At 45.3% G+C, this 19985-nt stretch carries 14 protein-coding genes; 6 read left to right on the plus strand and 8 right to left on the minus strand.

What is annotated here, in order from left to right:
• Positions 1 to 5: 5 nt before the first annotated feature.
• The 5 genes from NIES208_RS16735 to fni form a co-directional block, all read right to left on the minus strand.
• The gene (locus NIES208_RS16735) at positions 6 to 875 is read right to left on the minus strand and encodes an endonuclease NucS domain-containing protein (RefSeq protein ID WP_075894131.1); all 870 of its coding nucleotides are present in this window, start codon (positions 873 to 875) and stop codon (positions 6 to 8) included.
• Positions 868 to 1137 (minus strand): Uma2 family endonuclease, encoded by a 270-nt coding sequence (locus NIES208_RS16740; protein ID WP_075894132.1) that lies wholly within the window; start codon positions 1135 to 1137, stop codon positions 868 to 870. The genes NIES208_RS16735 and NIES208_RS16740 overlap by 8 nt, the downstream gene beginning before the upstream one ends.
• 29 nt (positions 1138 to 1166) lie before the next feature.
• Positions 1167 to 6911, minus strand: coding sequence for an Ig-like domain-containing alpha-2-macroglobulin family protein (locus NIES208_RS16745; protein WP_075894133.1), 5745 nt, complete (start codon positions 6909 to 6911; stop codon positions 1167 to 1169).
• A 123-nt stretch (positions 6912 to 7034) separates the two neighbouring features.
• Positions 7035 to 8822: a signal peptide peptidase SppA gene (sppA, locus tag NIES208_RS16750; protein WP_075894141.1), complete on the minus strand. Its 1788-nt coding sequence runs from the start codon at positions 8820 to 8822 to the stop codon at positions 7035 to 7037.
• 39 nt (positions 8823 to 8861) lie between these two features.
• Positions 8862 to 9893: a type 2 isopentenyl-diphosphate Delta-isomerase gene (gene fni, locus NIES208_RS16755; protein WP_075894134.1), complete on the minus strand. Its 1032-nt coding sequence runs from the start codon at positions 9891 to 9893 to the stop codon at positions 8862 to 8864.
• A gap of 837 nt (positions 9894 to 10730) precedes the next feature.
• On the opposite strand from fni, the gene NIES208_RS16760 reads away from it, so the two are divergent.
• The 4 genes from NIES208_RS16760 (at position 10731) to NIES208_RS16775 (ending at position 12805) form a co-directional block, all read left to right on the plus strand.
• Positions 10731 to 10847, plus strand: a complete 117-nt coding sequence (locus tag NIES208_RS16760) for a photosystem II reaction center protein I (protein ID WP_015132356.1) — start codon at positions 10731 to 10733, stop codon at positions 10845 to 10847.
• 149 nt (positions 10848 to 10996) lie between these two features.
• Positions 10997 to 11278: a hypothetical protein gene (locus tag NIES208_RS16765; RefSeq protein WP_075894135.1), complete on the plus strand. Its 282-nt coding sequence runs from the start codon at positions 10997 to 10999 to the stop codon at positions 11276 to 11278.
• A gap of 144 nt (positions 11279 to 11422) precedes the next feature.
• Positions 11423 to 11836 (plus strand): response regulator, encoded by a 414-nt coding sequence (locus NIES208_RS16770; RefSeq protein ID WP_216349427.1) that lies wholly within the window; start codon positions 11423 to 11425, stop codon positions 11834 to 11836.
• A gap of 135 nt (positions 11837 to 11971) precedes the next feature.
• Positions 11972 to 12805 (plus strand): DUF1176 domain-containing protein, encoded by an 834-nt coding sequence (locus NIES208_RS16775; protein WP_075894137.1) that lies wholly within the window; start codon positions 11972 to 11974, stop codon positions 12803 to 12805.
• Positions 12806 to 12948: 143 nt separating this feature from the next.
• Here the strand turns inward: NIES208_RS16775 and NIES208_RS16780 are convergent, their stop codons facing one another.
• The 3 genes from NIES208_RS16780 to NIES208_RS16790 form a co-directional block, all read right to left on the minus strand.
• A complete protein-coding gene (locus NIES208_RS16780; protein ID WP_075894142.1) occupies positions 12949 to 13758 on the minus strand; it encodes a mechanosensitive ion channel family protein in 810 nt (269 codons plus the stop codon).
• 498 nt (positions 13759 to 14256) lie between these two features.
• On the minus strand, positions 14257 to 15276 hold the full coding sequence (locus NIES208_RS16785; RefSeq protein WP_075894143.1) for a DUF6492 family protein: 1020 nt from the start codon (positions 15274 to 15276) through the stop codon (positions 14257 to 14259).
• Positions 15277 to 15426: 150 nt separating this feature from the next.
• Positions 15427 to 17202, minus strand: a complete 1776-nt coding sequence (locus tag NIES208_RS16790; RefSeq protein WP_075894138.1) for a sedoheptulose 7-phosphate cyclase — start codon at positions 17200 to 17202, stop codon at positions 15427 to 15429.
• Between the two features lie 424 nt (positions 17203 to 17626).
• Between NIES208_RS16790 and NIES208_RS16795 the strand changes: the two genes are divergently transcribed.
• The gene (locus NIES208_RS16795; RefSeq protein ID WP_075894139.1) at positions 17627 to 18922 is read left to right on the plus strand and encodes an AMP-binding protein; all 1296 of its coding nucleotides are present in this window, start codon (positions 17627 to 17629) and stop codon (positions 18920 to 18922) included.
• A 61-nt stretch (positions 18923 to 18983) separates the two neighbouring features.
• Positions 18984 to 19727, plus strand: coding sequence for a GDSL-type esterase/lipase family protein (locus NIES208_RS16800; protein ID WP_075894140.1), 744 nt, complete (start codon positions 18984 to 18986; stop codon positions 19725 to 19727).
• Positions 19728 to 19985 lie beyond the last annotated feature (258 nt).

Raw genomic sequence — 19985 nt, forward strand, 5'->3', positions numbered from 1 at the left:
CTGGGTTAGTAATGGAACCATCGTTTCAACGACATTGCTTTTACTACTTCAGCATACTCATTCCCGGAGAGCCAACCTTTTGGAACGTGACCTAAATCTGTGACTGTTTCAAAATCAGTCCAAATCCTAACTCGATTTACTGTTTTTCTACTAGGGTTTCCAAATGGAATCCAAAGAAATAATGCTATGTCATTACGTTTAGAATCAAAGCGAAGTTCTGCGCAAGTTTTATTTTTTGCACTGCCATACAGCACGGCACTTCCAGAAGAATATTCCTTCATCCGCTCGTGAAAGCTCAAAATCTTTTTACGGATTTCCAATATTTTTTCTCTCTTTCCCTCCGCAATATCTGTCAACATATTCAATAGTTTTCGTGGAGGTTCAGGTATCTCAATTTCTGTTTGAACTGGTTCAAATCTAAATAAAATATTTTTCTGCTCTTCGGCCTCTAAATTTTTTAAAGAAAACTGAAATTGACTTTTCGCTAACTGCTTTACACCAAATTCCCAAAATTGAATATTAAGGCGATTATATTTTTTATCGCTCCAATTGTCGCGATGGACTGTTGGAGTAATTCCAATCAGTTGAATCGATTTACGGTAGTCAATATTTTCTGATAGAGGTTTATTCGTTACCAGTGCATCGTAGTAACGTGTTAACTGATTAACAAGATAACGATCTTCAGAGTTTTTTAGTTCAATAATTGTTAATCGCTTGTCCGAATCGACTGCCAAAATATCGCAAATTTGATTGTCTACCGAAAATTGTCTTGCTAGTGGTGTGACTCCAAAGAGTTCTTCTAGATGAGACCAAACAAAGTCTTCTAATTGTGCTTCCGAGACAAATGACCAGTTTTTGCCACTTTGACTAATCATCAAAAATCACCTTGTTGTAAAGCATCGAAAAATCGCAGCTAAATTCGACATTGGCAAGCTCAAAACTCCCTTCAGAATAGGCACTATAACCCCAGATTTTTTCTGTTTGTCTCTGGAAAAGTTCCACATATTGCTGTTCAGAATGAATCAAAATATATTCTTGTAGACTTTCGATTTGGCGATCATACCGAAGCTTTAAATCTTTGTTATAGGACGAAGTGCTGGGAGACAAAACTTCAGCGATTACGGTTGGGTGACTCACAAACTTATTGCTACTAAGATCATCAGCTTTTATTTGATTTGGATTTGGGATGAGGTCGTGCGGCCAAAGGTTTCGGGGTTGTATTGCAATGACACTTCTGCGCCGGGATAGTCGAAGTTGCCGGGGGTGACGGCACGGACGAGATAGTGGAGATTATAAACGCCTGCATTGAGGCGATCGCCGTAGGCTATGACTTTATCTTTGTAGATTTTTTGATAATTGAGTTGCCAGCTATCGCTCTGGGGTTGGTAGTAGGTGGTGGCCGTTTGGAAGTCGGTGTCAATGGCTTCTAAGCCAGCGGGTAGGGGATCGCTAATTTGGACATGATCAACCGGATGGTCGGTGATGATTTCTAGGCCAATATCAAAAACCTGTCCAGCTTCGACATGAAAGGGTTCGCGCAGATCGTAAAGACCATATTTTCGAGCAACTTCCGTTTCGTTGGCTGGGCGAATATTACGGGTAATGCGCAGTCCGTTGAGTTTGCCGGGTTGGTTACCTGTCAGTCGATATTCCAGTTCGCTGAGGTAATGGAGTTTCCCATCGCCACTTTTCTGAATAATCAGTTGGCGATCGCCTTTCGGCAGCTCTTGCATTGGTACGTCGAGGGTTACAGTGGGTTTTTCGTAGCCGCGAAATTCAAAGTCACCCAGTTTTTTGCGATCCAGCTTAACGGTGCTGCTTAGGTTTGGCGGAATTGATTCGGTATCGCTGTAACGAGTTAGAGCTGTAAGAGCTTGGGCATTGTCATAGGTGGTTTGCCATGTGCCGTCCCGCCGTTGGTCGAGCAGTCCTTGCAGAACTTGGCTGATAGTTTCAGGTGTTTCCCCAATTTCTATAAACAGTTGCAGAGCTTGGGCCTGGGCAGTTGTGTTGGAGTGATACCAGTACCAGCGTTGGGGCAGATTAATTTGAGCCGTGCGTCCGGACTGATAAATGATTTCGTTCACATCGTCGGCGATCGCCTCGGCTTGAGTTTGCCAATCGGGCAACTGGGCTAAATGACGCGCCAGTTTAATTTTGCTGACGGTATCAAATTCCTCGCGGGCATTATAGAGATCTGAAACAAAATCTCCACGAACATTTCCAAATTGATCTAGTGCCAGAAGGTTGCCCAGACGGACGGTATCTTTGCAACTTTCCGATTCGCAGGTACTAAATTGTGCGGGATTCGCCAAAGTTTGATCGAGATAGGTTTGTAGACGATTCACCAGCTCTGACGGAACATCAAGATTCGCTTTCTGGGCAAGGGCGATCGCCTCGGCAGCGTAGGGATTGACGTAGGGGTCGGGCGTTTCATCACCGGGATAGGAACCAAAACCACCGCTGGGTAATTGCAATTGCGCTAAATCTTCTAGGGCTTGGCGAGCTTCTGACTGAATCTCAAAATTCTCAAAAGCTTGACCATATCGTTGTTGCAAAATTGCTAAATTTGCCGCAATGGTCAATCGACTCGCCGTCGGTTCGAGGAAGGGAAAATCGCTGTTGTAAAAGGTTTCTTTTGCGGGTGCAGTTAACTCTGGAATGAGGGTACTCGCCAAAGTCAGCGTTAAACCGCCTTGGTCGCGCAGCATTTCACCATCAATTTTTAGGGGAATAGTCGCCTCGTCTTCTGTCAAAATCCCTGTGGCGATCGCCTGTTCTCTGACGGATAACTGTTTCACTTCGAGGGGCACTTCAAAAGCATCGGCATCACGGCCTTTTTGAGTCGTAAATTTCACCGTAGCAGTGCCAGCTTCGGTCGCCACTAACGGTAAACGGAATGTCTGCGAGTTATTACCAATATCTTCTTTCAGGGTTTGGCGTTGCTTACGACCTTTCCCAAATTCCAGCGCGCCATCCATTTCCCCTTGGATTTGCACTTGACCTTTACTTCCTGTTGTATTGGTGACCAAAACACCACCCTCAAAGCGATCGCCGATCCGCGCAAATTGCGGCAAAACAGGATTTGTCAGTAGGGGTTGCGTGGCAATAAATTCCGCTTCGGCATTCCCAAAACGGGTGTCTTCATCAGTGGCTACCGCTAAAACGCGCCATGTGGTGAGATCGTCCGGTAGCGTAAATTTCACTGACCCTTGCCCCTGATTATTCGTTAAAACAGAGCCGTTATAGTAGGCGATCGCCCGAAAGTCGGTACGGGTTCTCGTATTCGCCAAAGCGGAAGATGCACCGCCGCCATAGCCCCAGCCCTTTTGTTCAGAACTGTCGAGGGGCGCAATGGTGACATTCGGACGATTATCAGCCCAGCGGGTGGCGATCGGTTGATCGCGATACACTTCATCCAGCAAATTTGGCGGACGATAACCGTTGAGCTGCAAGATGGCATCATTTACCACCATCACCGTCACTTGTCCCGCAACAGGTTGACCCTGCTGATCCTTGAGTTCGAGCTGCAATGTTTGTTCGGCTCCGGGAGTAAGTTTTTCCTGTTGGGGAGTCACTGCAACGGTTAGCTCTTTCGATTTTAGGTCAGTGCCAAAATCCGCAAAGCCAATTTTCATCAGCTTATCAACACCATTTTTACGAGCTTCCTCGATGGATTCTCCCTGTCGAATGAGCACCGCTTTCACCGCCGCATTGGGCATCATGTCGGGGGTGACAGTAAAACTAACAGTCGGCGCAGCCCCGGAAACCGTTTGCTTGGTTTCGTAAAGTACGCCATGGCGAATCACAGAAAAATACAGTTCAGCTTGCTGGTAGGGAGACTGAATTAACGCCGTTGCCGTATCGCCAATTTCATAATCTTCCTTGTCGAGGGTCACTTCGACGCGATTATTATCAAAGCGATCGCCCCAATTAACCCAATTCTCACCGCTCACCCAAATAAAACTATCCGTTGCTGCGGCTTCATCCTGACCACGCACTAACGCATGGATGCGGTAGGAACCACTATCGGTCGCCGTGAGCTCAAAGGGAATTGGTTCAAGGATCGATTTAATGGTTTCAGTATCGACGGTTTCGTATTCCACTTGGGGACGATTAACGCGACTGCCTTCAATAATCTGGGTGACGCGACTGTAATTAACTTTCTGCAACTCCACATCTACCGTCTGTCCGGCAATGGGTTGTCCTTCGGGGTCAGTGACTAAAAGCTGGGCATTAAAGGGTTTCTCGGCTTCCGCGACAAAATCATGGCTCAAGCCAATCAGGCGATCGCTCGGCAAGGCGGTAAACACTTGAGTATTAGATACCGATAAATTCGCCGCATCAGTAACAGCAGCCTCCACGCGATAAGTGACGGGATAGGGCAAGTCATTGTCTACCGAAATGTCGAGGGAACCTTCACCTGTATCAGTTAATTTGCGTTCTGTTTGCAGCACCTCGCTGGTGATGGACGGCTCTGACTCTGACCAATGCCACTGTCGCCCAAAGGTAAACTCATCCCACCCATCCGGTCGATAAAAGCCCCGCGTCCGCGTCACAAAATAATCTACTTTGCTATTGCCCACAGGCGCGCCAAACAGATAATTGGCACTGGTTTCTGCAATGACGCGATCGCCCATTTCGGCATATTTTTTACTGAGTCCAAGATCGACTTTAAAGTTTGGCGGACGAAACTCTGCTACCCGAAAATCGCCATAAATTTTGTTGCCATTCGTCGCTTCGGCGCGGAGATAATAATTGCCTAAATCTTGCTTTTCCGGCACATCCCACTCGACGGAGAATGTCCCAAATTTATTGGTTTTGTAAGTGCCTAGCGTTGTTTCTTTGCCCTCTGGATTACTTAAAATGACCTTGTAATCTTGGTTGAAATCACGCTGCAGTTTGCCATTCTTTAGGTAATAGGCAACGCCCGTAAAATAAGCCTTTTCGCTGGGTTGATACAGTTGGCGATCGCTGAAAATTGTGCCTCTTGATTGAATCTCACCGTTATCCCAGCTGGTGTAAATGCCATAGCCGTAAGCACCGCTATATTCGTGGGTGCGGGTAAAAGCCCAGTCGGAATTTTCCTTCGCAATGACTAGTAGCTGAGGTGCATATTCTTGACCCTGCAAACATCTACGCCATTGATTATTCGCCAAAATCAATGTCCCTTCACCATCCGTTTTGCCCGTCGCACAAGCCCTCGGATTGCCCCGCGTTTTACTGTCTAACTGGGATTGATAAATTTGGATATCTGCATTAGCAACCGCTTTTCCCGTATCGAGATGATGGACGCGCACAATGCCTGACTCTGGAAACCATTGGGCAAAAACTCCCAAGTTTGTCAGTTGTACCATGCCGTAAAAGTCCGGCGATCGCCATTTTTGTTGACCATCAGCAAGATACTGATTTGTTTTTGCAGTAACACCATAGGCGAGCATTCCCGTTTGATTGGTTAGTTTGTCGCGAATATTGATGGGAGTTTTAACAAGAGCATTTTTGGTTTGCTCAACCGATTGCGTTTCCCAGTTCGATTTGTTCGGCACAAGATCGGTATTATTGCCGCGCGGATAGGCCAATTCCGAGTACACCAAATCCGTCGGCTGCACTTCCCGATAACCTATTTGAAATCTGTTCTCTGGCAAATTAATCGTTTCCACATCAAGACTGAGGTCGGTTCCCGCTGGGAAAATATGCAAATCCCGTTGCGCCCAAATATTGCCCGCCACATCGCCCGTATTAAATTTGATTTCTTTCTTTGTGCCGAGGGTTTGCCCAAACTCATCTTCTAAATTCGCGCCGAGGGTAACGGTATATTCCGTTTGCGGTTCCAGTACCCAAGGGTTAATTTCTACCGAGCGACTACCGTTGTATGCCCGCAAAAATAAGTCTTCATTGTCCTTTGGTTCAGGGCTAATGGAAATATGATTTACTGCCGAATCTGCGTTAATACCATTGTTGAAATAGAGATAGGGACTGCCTCGTTCAAAGCGTCCAAAAGCAGCACCAGCTCCCGGTTCTCCGTAAAATTCTACCTTGTCGTAACGGAAGGGTTCATAGGTTTTAAAGTGGGAGGCGATCGCCCGTTCTAAAGACAAATTACCCTGTAACGGCTTTAATCCCGGTTGGGCTTCGAGGCGGTAGTGGGTGGCCTTCGCTAATGGTTTTTTCGGTGTAACCAAGTAATGCCACTGCTCCTGATCCGGCATAAATTGCCCTTGGGTTATTTCATCACTCATTTCGAGGGTCACATTAGCCTTAACCGCCTGAGTGTCGTCAGCGTCATTAATAAATAAAAGGCGATCGCCCGCCGTATCAAGGTCAAGGGGAATATTACTCGCAATGCGGCTTTCGTCTTGTAAGCCGAGGGGTTGGGAGCTTTCGTCTAACTGATTTGGTGTACCGGGTAAACCCGATAATTTGATTTTTTCCGTCTCAAAAGTCCACTGCAAAGCTTGAGTTAACTGGTGTTCTGCGAGATCCCCCAAACCAGCATCAATCGTGACTTGATAGCGCGTCGCCTTCGGCAGAGGTTGCTCCGCTTGGAAGCCAATCATCTTTGGCGTGAGAAACCGAAATTGCCCGGCGATCGGCGGTATCAGCTGAAACTTTTTGAGAATGTCCTTTTGCTCTGGCGTATCAATGCGCTCAACCGGAATCAGCGGTTCTTTAAACAACACCCGAATTTGCGCCAAACTTTCAGTCGTGCCTTGGGGGCTAATGGATTCAATCCAGTCGGGTAACTCCGGTGTCGGCAGAGCATCGACTTGGGGTAGGGCAATGGGTTTGTCTGTGACCTGCACTTGATTGATCGAGGCATTATTCTGGCAACCCACCAAACCACTGACGATAAGGATGACGGTCATCCCAAAGATTAAAAAATATTTCCCAACACGCCAACGAAATCCCATACCATTCCCCAGACTCTCTTTTCTGTGATAACGGATTGCATTGGGGGTTAACGAGTTTTTCTATATTTCTTAAAACGTCAGGCTAGGCATATTAGGGAATTGAAGCCAATAAACCGCTGGGGGTTAATCAATCTCCAGTTGCCACGGGAAAATCGCATAGACTTGCTTGGGGTCATTGAGCGATCGCCACAGCTCCAGACTCTCGTAAAATTTTTGCCACTCTTGGGAAACAACATCATCACCCAGCCAAGCTTCTTGATTACCGAAGAGATTTTCGACAAATTCTTCTTCCCAAGTTTGCTTGAGGGGATATTCTTCCACCATAAAGTCTTCGCCTAATTCTGCTTCCTTCACCGCGTGGGCGATCGCCGCATCGAGACCCCCAATTTCATCGACAAGCTTAATATTTTTAGCATCTTCCCCAGACCAGACACGCCCTTGGGCAATAGCATTGACCTCTTCTTTCGTTAAGCCCCGCGCCTTGGCAACACGCTCAAGGAAATCATCATAAATATCATTGACGAAGCCTTGGAAAATCGCCAACTCTTGCTCAGTTTTCGGGCGGGAACCTGTCCCTAAATTTGCCAGTTCTCCGGTTTTAACGGTATCCCACGTAAAGCCGTTGTTATTACCGACTTCTTGGATATTCGGCAAAATCCCAAAGACCCCAATGGATCCTGTCAAAGTGTTGTTATGGGCAAAAATATAGTCACTTTCCGTGGCAATCCAATAGCCCCCTGACGCTGCAATATCCCCCATAGAAACGATTACTGGGATACCCGCCTCACGGATCAGCTTAAGTTCGCGCAAAATAATATCGGAGGCGATCGCACTGCCACCGGGACTATTGACCCGTAACACGACCGCTTTCACCTGTTCATCAAGGCGCAACTGCCGCAGCTCTCGCGATAGGGAATCACCGCCAATGGAATTGGGAGTCCCTTCGCCGCCCACAATCCCCCCCTCGGCGTAGACTACCGCGACAATATTGTCAGAAAATTCGTCCGTACCCAATACAGCTTCTTCGTGATAGGCCGCGAGGGAAATTTGGGGGATATCATCTTCAGGATCAGTGCCCGTAAAGGTTTTAAGCTCGTCGAGGATTTCGTCAAAATAGGCCAGTCGCGTCACTAGGTTTGCCGATTTTGCGGCTTCTGGCTCAATAATGCCTTGGGTATTGGCGAGATTCTGTAAGGTATTGGCCTCAAAGGGGCGATCGCCCGCCGCTGTATTTTTAAAATCAGTCCAGAGATCCCCTAGAAAAGCTTGAGTTTGCTCCCGGTTTTCAGGGCTAAATTCTTTGCGAGTAAAGGGTTCCACCGCACCTTTATAGGAGCCAGCGCGCACAATTTGCACACCGATACCGTATTTTTCAAAAGCGCCTGTCCAGAACATTTGTTCAGCACCGAAGCCATTAATCTCCATCGCACCGATGGGGTTAAGCCAAATTTCGTCGGCAAGGGAAGTTAAATAATATTCTCGTTCTGTTAATTCCACATCGTAGGCATAGATTTTTTTGCCTGCTTCCTTAAAGTCCTGCAGCGCCTCTCGTACTTCTTTTAAAGTGGCATAGCCGTTAAAGCTACCTTGGCGACCGTCAATGAACAGACCTGTAATTTTGTCGTCGGTGGCCGCGGCTCGGATGGTTTCGGTGACATCCCGCAAACTCATAATTTCCGGTGTATCCCCTGCCAACACATCCCCAATACTGCTAGAGGGTTGGCGGTCTTGAATAATTAAACTGTTGTCAAATACCAAAATTGATTCATCTTCGATGCCGCTCGGCGAATCCTGGGAGGAAAAGATGGCGATCAAGGTGACAAAAGCAGTAATGGAAAGGGTCGACAGTAGTCCGAGGGCAAGCATTGTCCCGAGACAACTGCTAAAAACCTGTTTAAAAAAATCTTTCATACTGACAGGCAAAAAAAATGGAAATAGAGGCGGCACTCGCTAGTTTGTTTTTTGTAAACAATGGGATTTTTGAAGCTCAGCAAAATTAACATTGCCCGTACAAAACAACACTGTTGTAAGTTCCGCTATTAACAGTTGTACCAATTCTTCGAGGGCTTGGGGTGATTCTGTTGCGGCTTTGAGGAAAGGATAGGCAAAACCAGCTAGGTCTGCACCGAGGGCGATCGCCTTGGCAGCGTCTAAACCATTCCGTAGTCCACCGGACGCAATTAGGGGAATCTCTGGGTCATAGTGGGCAATATCAATAACACAGTCTGCGGTGGGAATGCCCCAGTCGCCAAAGGTTTGTCCCAGTTGCCGGAGTAAGGCATTGGGCGATCGCTCACTTTCGACCTTTGCCCAAGATGTACCGCCTGCCCCGGCCACATCAATGGCAGCGACCCCAGCTTCCTGGAGTTTTTGCACCATTTTTACTGAAATTCCATTTCCCACTTCTTTGGCAATGACCGGCACTTCTAGCTGGTCACAAACTTGAGCAATTTTCGTGAGCAAATTTTTGAAGTTGGTATCACCGGCAGGCTGAATACATTCTTGGAGGGGATTAATATGCAAAATCAACGCATCGGCTTCTAGCAAATCCACCATGCGCCGACATTCCTCAATACCATAGCCATAGTTGAGTTGTACCGCACCGACATTGGCAAACAGTAAGGCATCGGGAGCATATTTGCGCATGGCAAAACTTGGCGCTACTTCCGGTTTTTCGATCGCCACCCGCTGGGAACCAACACCCATGGCGAGTCGATAGGTTTGGGCGAGTTCGGCTAGGCGCACATTAATATTTTCTGCCTGTGCCGTGCCGCCGGTCATTGACGAAATCAAAATGGGTAGGCCGAGTCTTTTGCCCAAAAAAGTGGTGTGAAGATCAATCTCGGCTCTATCTAGCTCCGGCAGACAACAATGCTCAAAACGATACCGCTCAAAGCCCGTGGTATTACGACGGAATTGGACATCTTCTTCAAGACAAATGCGGATATGGTCGGCCTTGCGAGCTTGGGTGTTATCGGTCATTGGGCTGGGGGGCAGGTGAGCTTAAAAGATTGTACAAAAACCCTTCCGCATTCTTCGTTTTTGATCACCTATTGCAATGTTTTACCCATCGGGAAATTTCTTTAAAATACACTGTATCTTTAGCGAAACAAAAGATTGGGCGATCGCCCTTTACAGAAACAACATATAGTTTGCGGGTATCCACCCATGCTATTGATTCAGCAATCATTTAATAATAGATACCAAGAAAGAAATTGTTGCACCGGTTCCCAAATGTCCTTGATACAGGCACTTGGGAGCTTTTTCATGGGCATTCTTTTTCTTGCCATAGATAGGGGCTTTGACAATGGTATTGCCTAAGATTTTCCGCTGTAGTCCTAGGGCATCAAGGATGGTTTCGCGCTTGAAAAATCACCACCGTCGTCGATGTGAGCCGTGGCATCTTAAAAGATATCAATCCGCTTTTCTCCTTGCCCTGCCGAGCCGCCTAAACCCTCCTGTTAACGTCAGTTATGGATAAGAATGTAGCCAAAATTCTTTAGAGAAAAGGAGACACGGAGAAGGAGAGACACGGGGAAGCCACGAAAATTTGCATTTTTTGAAAGCGAGGATTGTTTGCATAGAAACATCTCCCGATCTCTCGCTCTCCCATTCACCGCGTCGTACTTCCGAGCATGCTTAAGCAAAACTCACGTTCCTGTTGCCAACAAAGTAGCGGGATTAATGCCGCGAAAGTTATAAAGATAAAGTGAGCTTTTTTCTAATTCAGTGTGGGGATATGATATGTTACGTTACATAAATTATCCTCATAAAACTAACTGTATATCCTAGTTTTGTGTCAGCAGGAGATCCATAAATATGCTCACCCTTAAAATCGCTGTTTACATCACGGTTATCTTTTTCGTATCTTTATTTATTTTCGGTTTTCTATCTAGCGATCCCACTCGTAACCCCGGTAGAAAAGATTTCGAATAGAATTTTGTAGCGCACCTCCTTGGGAGGCCATAATTTATAGGCGTTTACGAGTGAGGTTTGTCCTTGGGCAGCCTCGCTTTTTTTGTGGCTAAATAGTGAGTGACTCAGATATTGTGTTTGGCAGGTGGAGTTGAGGGTATCAAAATAAGATGGGCAAAATAGTTATAAGTTTGGCAATGAGTCTCGGCATTACTCCCGTCGCGATCAGCTTGCCGCCGCCAGAAGATATTCCCGAAGAAATACTGCGGACTGAGGTGGTCACTGAAGGGCGATCGCCGGAAGACGGCTCTGTGTTAACAGCAGCGGAGTATGCCAGTTTACAAGCAGAATTGGCGGAACGAGAATTTGCCCCGGAAGTGAATGAAGATATTCAGCACACGATTTTTTTGCTGCGAGTGTTGAAGTTGTTTGAGGCCATTAATCCTTTCTAGGCCAACTTAATCAAAACTTTAGGTGAAGATCAACCTTAATTCAGCCATTTACTCGATTCTATAGCCAAGAAAAGTCATTAAAGTAAGTAATATGTATCAGTCTTTATGAGCTTGGGTCTTAAGATGACCTCTGGGAATATTATTGTGTCTTTTCTTTCTTCAAATTCACCTCAGTCTAAAATTTTGGTTGCTGATGATAGTCGTATTAATCGTCTGCTGCTTTCGAAGGTTTTAGCTTTAGCAAATGTAGATATTCAAGAAGTAAAAAATGGTCTTGAAGCTGTTGAAGTTTGGCGATCGTGGCAACCGGACTTGATTTTTATGGATCTATTAATGCCAGAAATGACGGGTGAGGTTGCCATCGAAAAAATTCGCCAAGCGCCCCAAGGGGGCAAAGTGATTATTATTGCCTGTACTGCTAGTCTTCAAATGGCAGAAAATCAAGACATAGATGTTTTCGGTGCTGACTATGTATTGCGTAAGCCTTTTCGGACGGAAGAAATATTTGCACTGCTGAGAAAATATTTAAAGGTTACAGCGATCCACTCTAAGGTTTAATTGAGCTTTTTTGACTAATGTTTTTGTGGCGATGATGAGAGGATTATTTTGTCCTGTATTCTATGGTCGCTCTGGGATAAGGGAAAGAGCCTCGGACTAAAATAGAGAAAGCAATTGTCGTTGTGTGGTGGAAATATGAAATCAATCGGCTATGTCAGTATTTTGCTGTGCTTTGGCTTTTTGGCTTTGGGCTGTGGTGAAACGGAACAGACTTCCCAAACCACGACTAGTCAGTCTTCACCGACGACGAGCATAAAGGAGTCAGAACGCCCGGAAGGGATCGCTGATCAGGAGGACAATAAGACATTAATGCCTCCGGACACTGCTCCAAAAGCTTCTATCTCGTCAGAGGGGAAAGTGGAAGAGCCTCTGGCTGTGCCTCCTGCAACGCCTCCTGCTGCTATACGTTCAGTGCCGCAAAATGTACCGGGTGTGGAGCCGATTAATAAAAATGGGGCGATCGCCAAAACCTATACAAAGGCTGATCTGAGCGGCACAATCATTCCGTATCTCATGGCCAATAGAAGTAGTGTTGGTGCTTGCCAAGACATTCGCTACGAACCAGATTTTACGCAGTCTTCGTCTAATGTCTATCGTGTTGGCGAAAATACCTATCTCGCCCATTTTGTTTGCGGTACAACGGCCTATCAAGTTTTGCAAGAGTATTATCTCTATGAGCAAACGACGGATGCGCCTTTGGTTACGGTTTTACCGATTACTTATTTTTATACGGATCTCAATGGCAAATTAATTGAGGAATCTGAACGGGCGATCGCCGGATTTTCTGATTATGATCCAGCAACGCAAACCATCAGCATTTTCACAAAAGGTCGGGGTTTAGGCGATTGCGGTAGTGTCGGTTTTTATCGCTTAAAGGGTTCACAGCTTGTGGTTGATCGCTTCCTTGCCAAAGATGAATGTGATGGTAACTATATTGAGCCGATTAACTATCCTCAGGTTTACCCTTAGTTCAGGTCTATTTTGGTTAAAGATTAAGTCTACATTTCTGAGAAACAAGGAGATACGACGATACAGAAACGCGGGGAAAATCAAAGGGGAGGTGATGATCTTGGTCGTGATATTTGCATCAGAAAATCAGAATGGGCGATCGCCTATTTCACTGAATACAAATGCAGATCCCTTTGTGGGAAAGGAATACCGATGCCAGCAGCATCGAAGCGCTTTTTGACTTTTTCAGTAATACCAAAATGAATCGTTAAATAGTCTTTGCTTTTAATCCAAACTCGCATTGTGAAGTTCACGCTACTATCTGCTAGCTCTGAGAGTTCAATTTGAGGAGCAGGTTGATGCAAAATACGCTCATCCGCTTCTGCAATTTCCCACAAAATTTGCTTTGTTTTGTCAATATCCGCCTCATAGCTCACCCCAAAAACCAAATCTACCCGCACCTTTTTCTTTAAACTGATATTGATAATTTTGTCAGCATAGATGGCGCTATTGGGAATAATCACCGTCTGATTGTCCGGCATGCGAATGGTCGTCGTGAGAAAGGAAATGTCATCCACAAATCCCGTTGAACCTGCTATGACGACTAGATCATCAACGCTGAAGGGTCGAAAAATAATGATCAAAACACCAGAGGCAAAGTTCGTGAGGGAACCCTGCAAAGCTAAACCAATGGCTAAACCGGCAGCACCCAAAACCGTGAGGAAAGATGCCGTCTGAACACCGGCACGTTCAAGGACAGCAACCATGACTAAAACGATAAAAGCAACATAGCTTAGATTTACGGCAAAGCTTGTCAAGGTGGAGTCTAGGCGGGTTTTCTCCAAAAGTGAGCGGACACTTTTTTTGACCCACCGTGCTGCTTGTAAACCGATTAGAAGAATCAGTAAAGCTGTAATCAGGCGAATCCCGAAGGTGGTTGCAAAACGAATAATTAGATCAATAAACTGTTGCATCTGCGCTGGCGAAAATAAAAATGAAAAAAAAGTGGCGATCGCCGGCAAAATTTCTGGAATCTTGGTCAGACAACGACTTTTCCCAAACTAGATTATGCTCACGATAGAGAGACTACATCAACAAAAAGATGTATCTTCCTTGGATTTCCTGTTTTCCCTCAGAAGATCAGCCAAGAAAAAAGCAACCTCACCTAGTCAAAAACTGCCCTTTATCGTCTAAAACAATGAGATATATAGTCATTGCGAATAAAATTTAAAGTGCTTCATTTTCTTCCCGGAAAAAAGTATCCGGAGGAGGCAAGGCATTTTGAGCCACTGCACAAGCAATTTAATTTAACGTGAGTATGTGCTTAAGAATGCTCGGAAGTACGACGCAGTGAATGAGAGAGCGAGAGATAGAGAGATGTTTTTATGCAAACAATCCTAGCTTTCAAAAAATGCAAATTTTCGTTGCTTCCCCGCGTCATCATCCTAGACCATTCTTAAACCGAACTCAGGTTACATCGTTGTTGTCGCTGCTGTCCGAGGATTCCAGCGGGAACGACGTTCCTCAATGTGCATAGTCTCCTCATTTTTCTTCAGGTGGCGGGGACTACTTTCAAAGGACAAAGAAGACGGCATCGCATCCGCCCCATATTCATCACGAATAAATGCCAAAGTGGTTTCATAATCTGGCGAAAAAGGCTCACTCTCAGTCTGAGCTTCAATGCCTTGATAACGGCGGAGAGCAGCAGAGAACATGCCCGTGCCATCATCAAAGAAACGCTCGGTGGTTTCACCATAGGTTTCATAGGGGTAAAACGACAATTCTTCTGGTGCTTTGGCATTAACCCAAGAGACATAGGCCCAAAACTCACTAAACGTCCCAAAGTCATTGGCAGAACGCATCATCAGTAAGAGCCAGTGGTCTTCAGATTGGTAATAGTCGTTAATTTTTGCGGCAAAAGACTTGAGATACTCTTGCTTAAACCACATATGGTGAGGCACAAAAGTTCCCGTAATATCAGTGGCGGCTTCAACATTAAGGACAGAATTAATCCATGTCTCCCACTTAGAAACGATCGCCGGATTACCGTAGGCATTGTGCTGAATCAGAGCAAAGGAGTAAGCAAGTTTGTCATCTTTTTCTTGCATCGCTGGCCAAGTTTCGACGGGCAATAAATCGCTATCCCACACGAGATACCATTCACTGAGATTTTCGATGCCTTCATAAGCGCCCAATTTTAAGAGCTGCTGGTAAAACCAGCCGGGATTATACAAAGATTGTCCCAAGTCAATTTCTGCACAGATTTTGTCCTTATCAAGACCAACGGCGGCAAAAAATGCCTCTTCGTCATGGACAGTCAACGGGGCGATCGCCCAACCTTGTGCCGCATCCCTGAGGACCGGAGCACCAGACTCCGGCGTAATGAGATGAATGTGACGAGGCTTGTAATGGAACGTCAAACCCTCTAGTACAGCCCTTGTATTCCAACGCATTTGGAACAGCGGAATGACAATATCAAATTCAGTTTGCATATTAAAAAATCCAAAAAAATAAATATTTAACCCACCGATGAACAGACAAAATCCCCCCATGCTTTCTCCCTAAAACTTCAGGAGAATGGGAGGAGAATACTAGTCTATTTAGCCCAGATGAGCCACAAAAAAGGCGATCGCCGCAGCTTTTTAAACAGGCGAGAGAGGCTGAAAACCATTCATCTCACTAGCCGGAGCCCCAAGCTCAAGAGAACTGACAGCCACTGTCGACGGATCTTCTAGACCAACATCACTACAGAGCGGATCAATACCCAGACCATTACGAGGATATTCCGCACAAACCACCCTGTACCCATCAATGGCAGCATAAAGCTCCCCTTGAGAAAAGTCATTCAGGTAACCACACTGACCAATTTCACCCTTCGGTAGAGGAATAGCAAGATTCTGACCACGTTTTTGGAAAATTTTCTCCTGAGAAGACCAAAGAGTTTCCTTATTGAGCAAAATATCATGCCACAAACTCAGACCAAAAGAACTGATCAACCGCAGAATACGATGCATTTGCCGCTCAGAAATCCAGCCAGTCTGATAACTAACATAAGCACCAAAGCCCATCCCGATCGCCACCGCATGACCATGGAGTAAACCCGCCTCAATCTCAAAGCCCGGAGACCAAGTATGACCATAGGCATGGGGACGACATTGGTGAGTCTCATACAAATTGTCATATTCAGCCGCCACATAACTCCGTAGCGCACCACCAAGAATTCTTTGAGAAACATAATTAATCTCATCTTCCCCATGGCAGTTAGTCGTACCAAAACGCGTCGCAATCAGATCCGGGCCACCAATCTCCAAATTTCCGAAAAGCTCCGCATCTTTCACCGTCGCCATCTTCACAATCTCAGCAAGACCATGACGTAACCAGCCCTCATGCAAACTCTTAAAAAAGAACCGATCCGTTAACGACAAAATAGGCGGATGATACGCACCAAAAAGATTCTTATACCCAAAACCATCACAACAAGTCCGCGGCGAAGGCCCCGCATCAATACCCGCCACAATCGAAGTCGATAGCATGACATAAGGCGTATTACGGTGGTAAAGCGCACAAGCCAAACCGCCAGTATCCGTCAGCACACCACCACCCACAATGAGCACCGGCTCATTACGAGAAACACCCAGACGCTTAAAATCGCCCAGCATCCGCTCAACAGTATGCATCCCCTTATCCACTTCCATCGCCCGATAAACCAATTTATCTAGGGGAATACCATGGTGCTCAAAATATTCATTAATTTGTTCGCCATAGTATTTCTCGACATTTTGATCAACCAGACAAACACAACGATCTAGAGAAATATAAGTATCACGAAGAATTGTTTGATCTTTATCTAAAACCCGATCAACAAGGCGCACAGAAGTGAACGTGCTCGTCCCCATTACCGCTTCAATGACTTGATCATCCTTAGTACTTTCCACAAAACCATAGCTTTCCCGATAACTTGAAGTGGGAAAAACAGCATGGGGATTTGTTTGAACAAGCTCTTCCGTTAAAGCATGGTAAAAATTTGCTTGCTGCGTCTGAGTAAGACGATTGAGAAGTTTGACAGAACCAAAATTTGATTGGTGAATTCTATCAGCAAATTTATGCCATTTGTTCCCTAGAGATTCGTCAAAGGCTGTGATCATCTCCGCAAAAAAACCGAAAAAGCGGCTAAGGGAAAAGTTCAACCCACTACGCAGATTGCGACAAGCAGAAATACCTGCTACTGCACCAGCTTCCGCTAACTCTGCACCAAGCTCTGGGCTAAAGGCTGGACTATTGATGAGAGCCAGCAGTAAATTTTTAAATTTGTCGCTGGCACAAATGGCTTCAATGGATTCTTCTAGTTTGGGATAGGCAAGGGATTCTGTCTCAAATTCTTTAATAAATTTTTCGATTGCTTGTGTCGTCTTGCTCATGACTTAGTTACGAAGAAACGGTTTTTAAACTATTAGCAGAAACATTTTTTCTCTAATTGTTAATTTATGTTAACACAATATTTTTGCTTTCCTGAACTTGAGTTTAATATTTTTTTAATAATCCTCGATGTGATATTTTATACGGTTAATCGAATTGCTAGATTATGAATGGGTTAACGTAAAATGAGACTATGAATATTTTGCTCAAGACCATTGCAATGAAATTATTTTGTCTGTATCGAATTCAACAAAAAAATCTCGATTTATTAGGGAAATGTGAGGGTATGGGCATTTAGAATATCAATTGTGTGAATTGTCTGGATGGGGAAGAGTTCTATAAATCATGTGCTATTCTCTGGTTGTCGAAAAGTGATGTGGAAAAGCTATAAATTAAAAAGATAAGGGGAGTTTAAAGGGGACTCTATTGGCTGTTAGTAATAAGCTTCGATTAAAAGTCCAGTCATTTATTCAGCTTTTGGTGGTTACAAATCGACTGGGGGATGAGCAGAAGTCACTTTTTGCAGGAGGTGTCGACCAGGATGATCTGCTGATCATTAATACTTCTGATAGATTATTTTTTTTGTTTTTGTTGCTCTCTCTGATCTATGGGCAAAAAAATGTGGTTTTGTTTAATCCTTCTTGGTCACTAGAGGAGCAGGAGCTGGTAAAAAGGCTGGTCTTGAGTGGGTCTGCGGATATTGGAGGGGGGATATTCGGTGCGCAATCGGCGGTAGTTTCGTCTATTTTCTTGATTCCAACGGGTGGGACTTCGGGGAAGGTCAAGTTTGCAATTCACGATTTGGCTGGTCTTGCGGCTTCTGTTGCTGGATTTCGAGCTTTTTTTGGGCTAGAGCGAGTGCATTGTTTTTGTGTGTTGCCGCTTTATCATGTGAGCGGCTTGATGCAGGTGATGCGATCGCTGCTGAGTGAGGGGCAGTTTTATTTGGGAAATTATGGGGAACTGAAACGGGGTGTTGTGCCGGAGGGGGATTTTTCGGATTTTTGTATTTCGTTGGTGCCGACGCAATTGCAGGTGTTGTTAGATGTTTGTCCGGAATGGTTGCAACGGTTTCGCTTAATTCTTATTGGTGGTGCGCCTGCGTGGCGATCGCTCCTTGAAAAAGCCCGAAACTATCGTCTTAATGTTGCGCTGACCTATGGCATGACGGAAACGGCATCGCAGGTGGTGGCGCTAAAGCCGGAGGATTTTCTGGCGGGAAAAGATTGTGTAGGTCAGGTTTTACCTCATGCTCAGATTCATCTGGATTCAGAGGGCTTGATTTCTATTGAGGCAAAGTCGCTATTTTATGGTTATTATCCTGACTGGCGCGGCGATCGCCCTTTTGTGACGGATGATATTGGTTACTTTGACGACGAAGGGTATCTGCATATTGTGGGTCGCAAAAGCCAAAAAATTATTAGCGGTGGCGAAAATATTTACCCGGCAGAAATTGAAGCGACCATTCAAGCAACGGGTCTAGTGGAAGATGTGGCCGTTTGTGGCATACCTGATGAGTATTGGGGAGAGGCTGTAATTGCTGTTGTTGTACTGAAGTCTCTCGCCACTGTTGAAGTAATAAAAGCGGCGATCGCCACGAAATTAAGTCGCTACAAATTACCAAAACACTGGCTAAACGTCGCTAAACTACCGCGTAATGCCCAAGGCAAGCTAAACCGAACAGTTTTGCGGGAAATGATTGAAAAAGACTATCAGTCCTAGGAAAGCTGACTTTATCTTGTAGATTTGTTAAGGAATCGGAAAGTTCTTACTACAACCAACGATGACAGCCCTAAGCTCCGCCCATATTAATCCCAGCTATGCCCAGAAACATCCGTTACGGGTGCTCGCGTTTGGTGACAGTCTCGTCTATGGCTTTGGCGATCCGGTGCGCGGCGGTTGGGTTGATCAGTTGCGGTTGCAATGGATGGGCACTCAACCCGGTCATGTCCTCTATAATCTTGGTGTGCGCGGCGACACCGTCAAACAAGTGGGCGATCGCCTCCATTCAGAATTTCAACAACGGGGCGAACTACGCAACAAACAACCCGATTTAATTATTTTGTCAGTGGGTATCAACGATTCAGCCCGCCTAGGCCGTACCGACGGTAAGAATTACACAGATTTTTCTACTTATCAACAGCAGATTCCAGCGCTATTAGACGCAGCCCAATCCCTTTGTCCTGTGATTTTTGTGGGAATGGTTCCCATTAATGAAAGTAAAATGCCATTTCTCGATTGCTTTCATTTCAACCACACTGACCAGCATCGCTATAAGGAAGTCGCAAAACAAGCTTGTCAAGAACGAAATATTCCCTATCTAGATATTTTTGATTTGTGGCTCAGTCGCGGCACACATTGGATCAATGAACACCTTTGTGACGATGGTCTTCACCCCAATACCGACGGCTACAGTATCCTGTTTCAAGATGTCATGAATTGGCAGGCGATCGCCCAGCTAAATCAAATTAATTTATCCACTGACTACGCCCTCTATCAAGAATCAAACCATTCAGTTTTACGTTAGAGAGCCCACCAAAGTCGAATAATCCTTTTCTTGCCAACAGACAGACGATCAAGAGAGTCGCTGACACCAGCACCATCACCTTAACAACAGTCAACCCAAAACATTATGAAAGTCACTTTACAAAATGCAATATAGCTGTTAATATAATTACATACATAAAAAACAGTTCTGAACTCGTTCGGAACGCACCTTGAAAATTTCACAGCAATCATAAAACATGACTACTACACTACAACAAAGCAGCAATGCTTCATTGTG

Source organism: [Limnothrix rosea] IAM M-220, assembly GCF_001904615.1.
GTDB lineage: Bacteria > Cyanobacteriota > Cyanobacteriia > Cyanobacteriales > MRBY01 > MRBY01.

Bases quoted from the DNA above. Each gene is read 5' to 3' on its own strand.
- fni (WP_075894134.1), bottom strand. From the start codon at position 9,893: ATGACCGATAACACCCAAGCTCGCAAGGCCGACCATATCCGCATTTGT.
- NIES208_RS16775 (WP_075894137.1), top strand. From the start codon at position 11,972: ATGAAATCAATCGGCTATGTCAGTATTTTGCTGTGCTTTGGCTTTTTG.
- NIES208_RS16780 (WP_075894142.1), bottom strand. From the start codon at position 13,758: ATGCAACAGTTTATTGATCTAATTATTCGTTTTGCAACCACCTTCGGG.
- NIES208_RS16800 (WP_075894140.1), top strand. From the start codon at position 18,984: ATGACAGCCCTAAGCTCCGCCCATATTAATCCCAGCTATGCCCAGAAA.
- NIES208_RS16760 (WP_015132356.1), top strand. From the start codon at position 10,731: ATGCTCACCCTTAAAATCGCTGTTTACATCACGGTTATCTTTTTCGTA.
- NIES208_RS16765 (WP_075894135.1), top strand. From the start codon at position 10,997: ATGGGCAAAATAGTTATAAGTTTGGCAATGAGTCTCGGCATTACTCCC.
- NIES208_RS16785 (WP_075894143.1), bottom strand. From the start codon at position 15,276: ATGCAAACTGAATTTGATATTGTCATTCCGCTGTTCCAAATGCGTTGG.
- sppA (WP_075894141.1), bottom strand. From the start codon at position 8,822: ATGAAAGATTTTTTTAAACAGGTTTTTAGCAGTTGTCTCGGGACAATG.
- NIES208_RS16790 (WP_075894138.1), bottom strand. From the start codon at position 17,202: ATGAGCAAGACGACACAAGCAATCGAAAAATTTATTAAAGAATTTGAG.
- NIES208_RS16745 (WP_075894133.1), bottom strand. From the start codon at position 6,911: ATGGGATTTCGTTGGCGTGTTGGGAAATATTTTTTAATCTTTGGGATG.
- NIES208_RS16735 (WP_075894131.1), bottom strand. From the start codon at position 875: ATGATTAGTCAAAGTGGCAAAAACTGGTCATTTGTCTCGGAAGCACAA.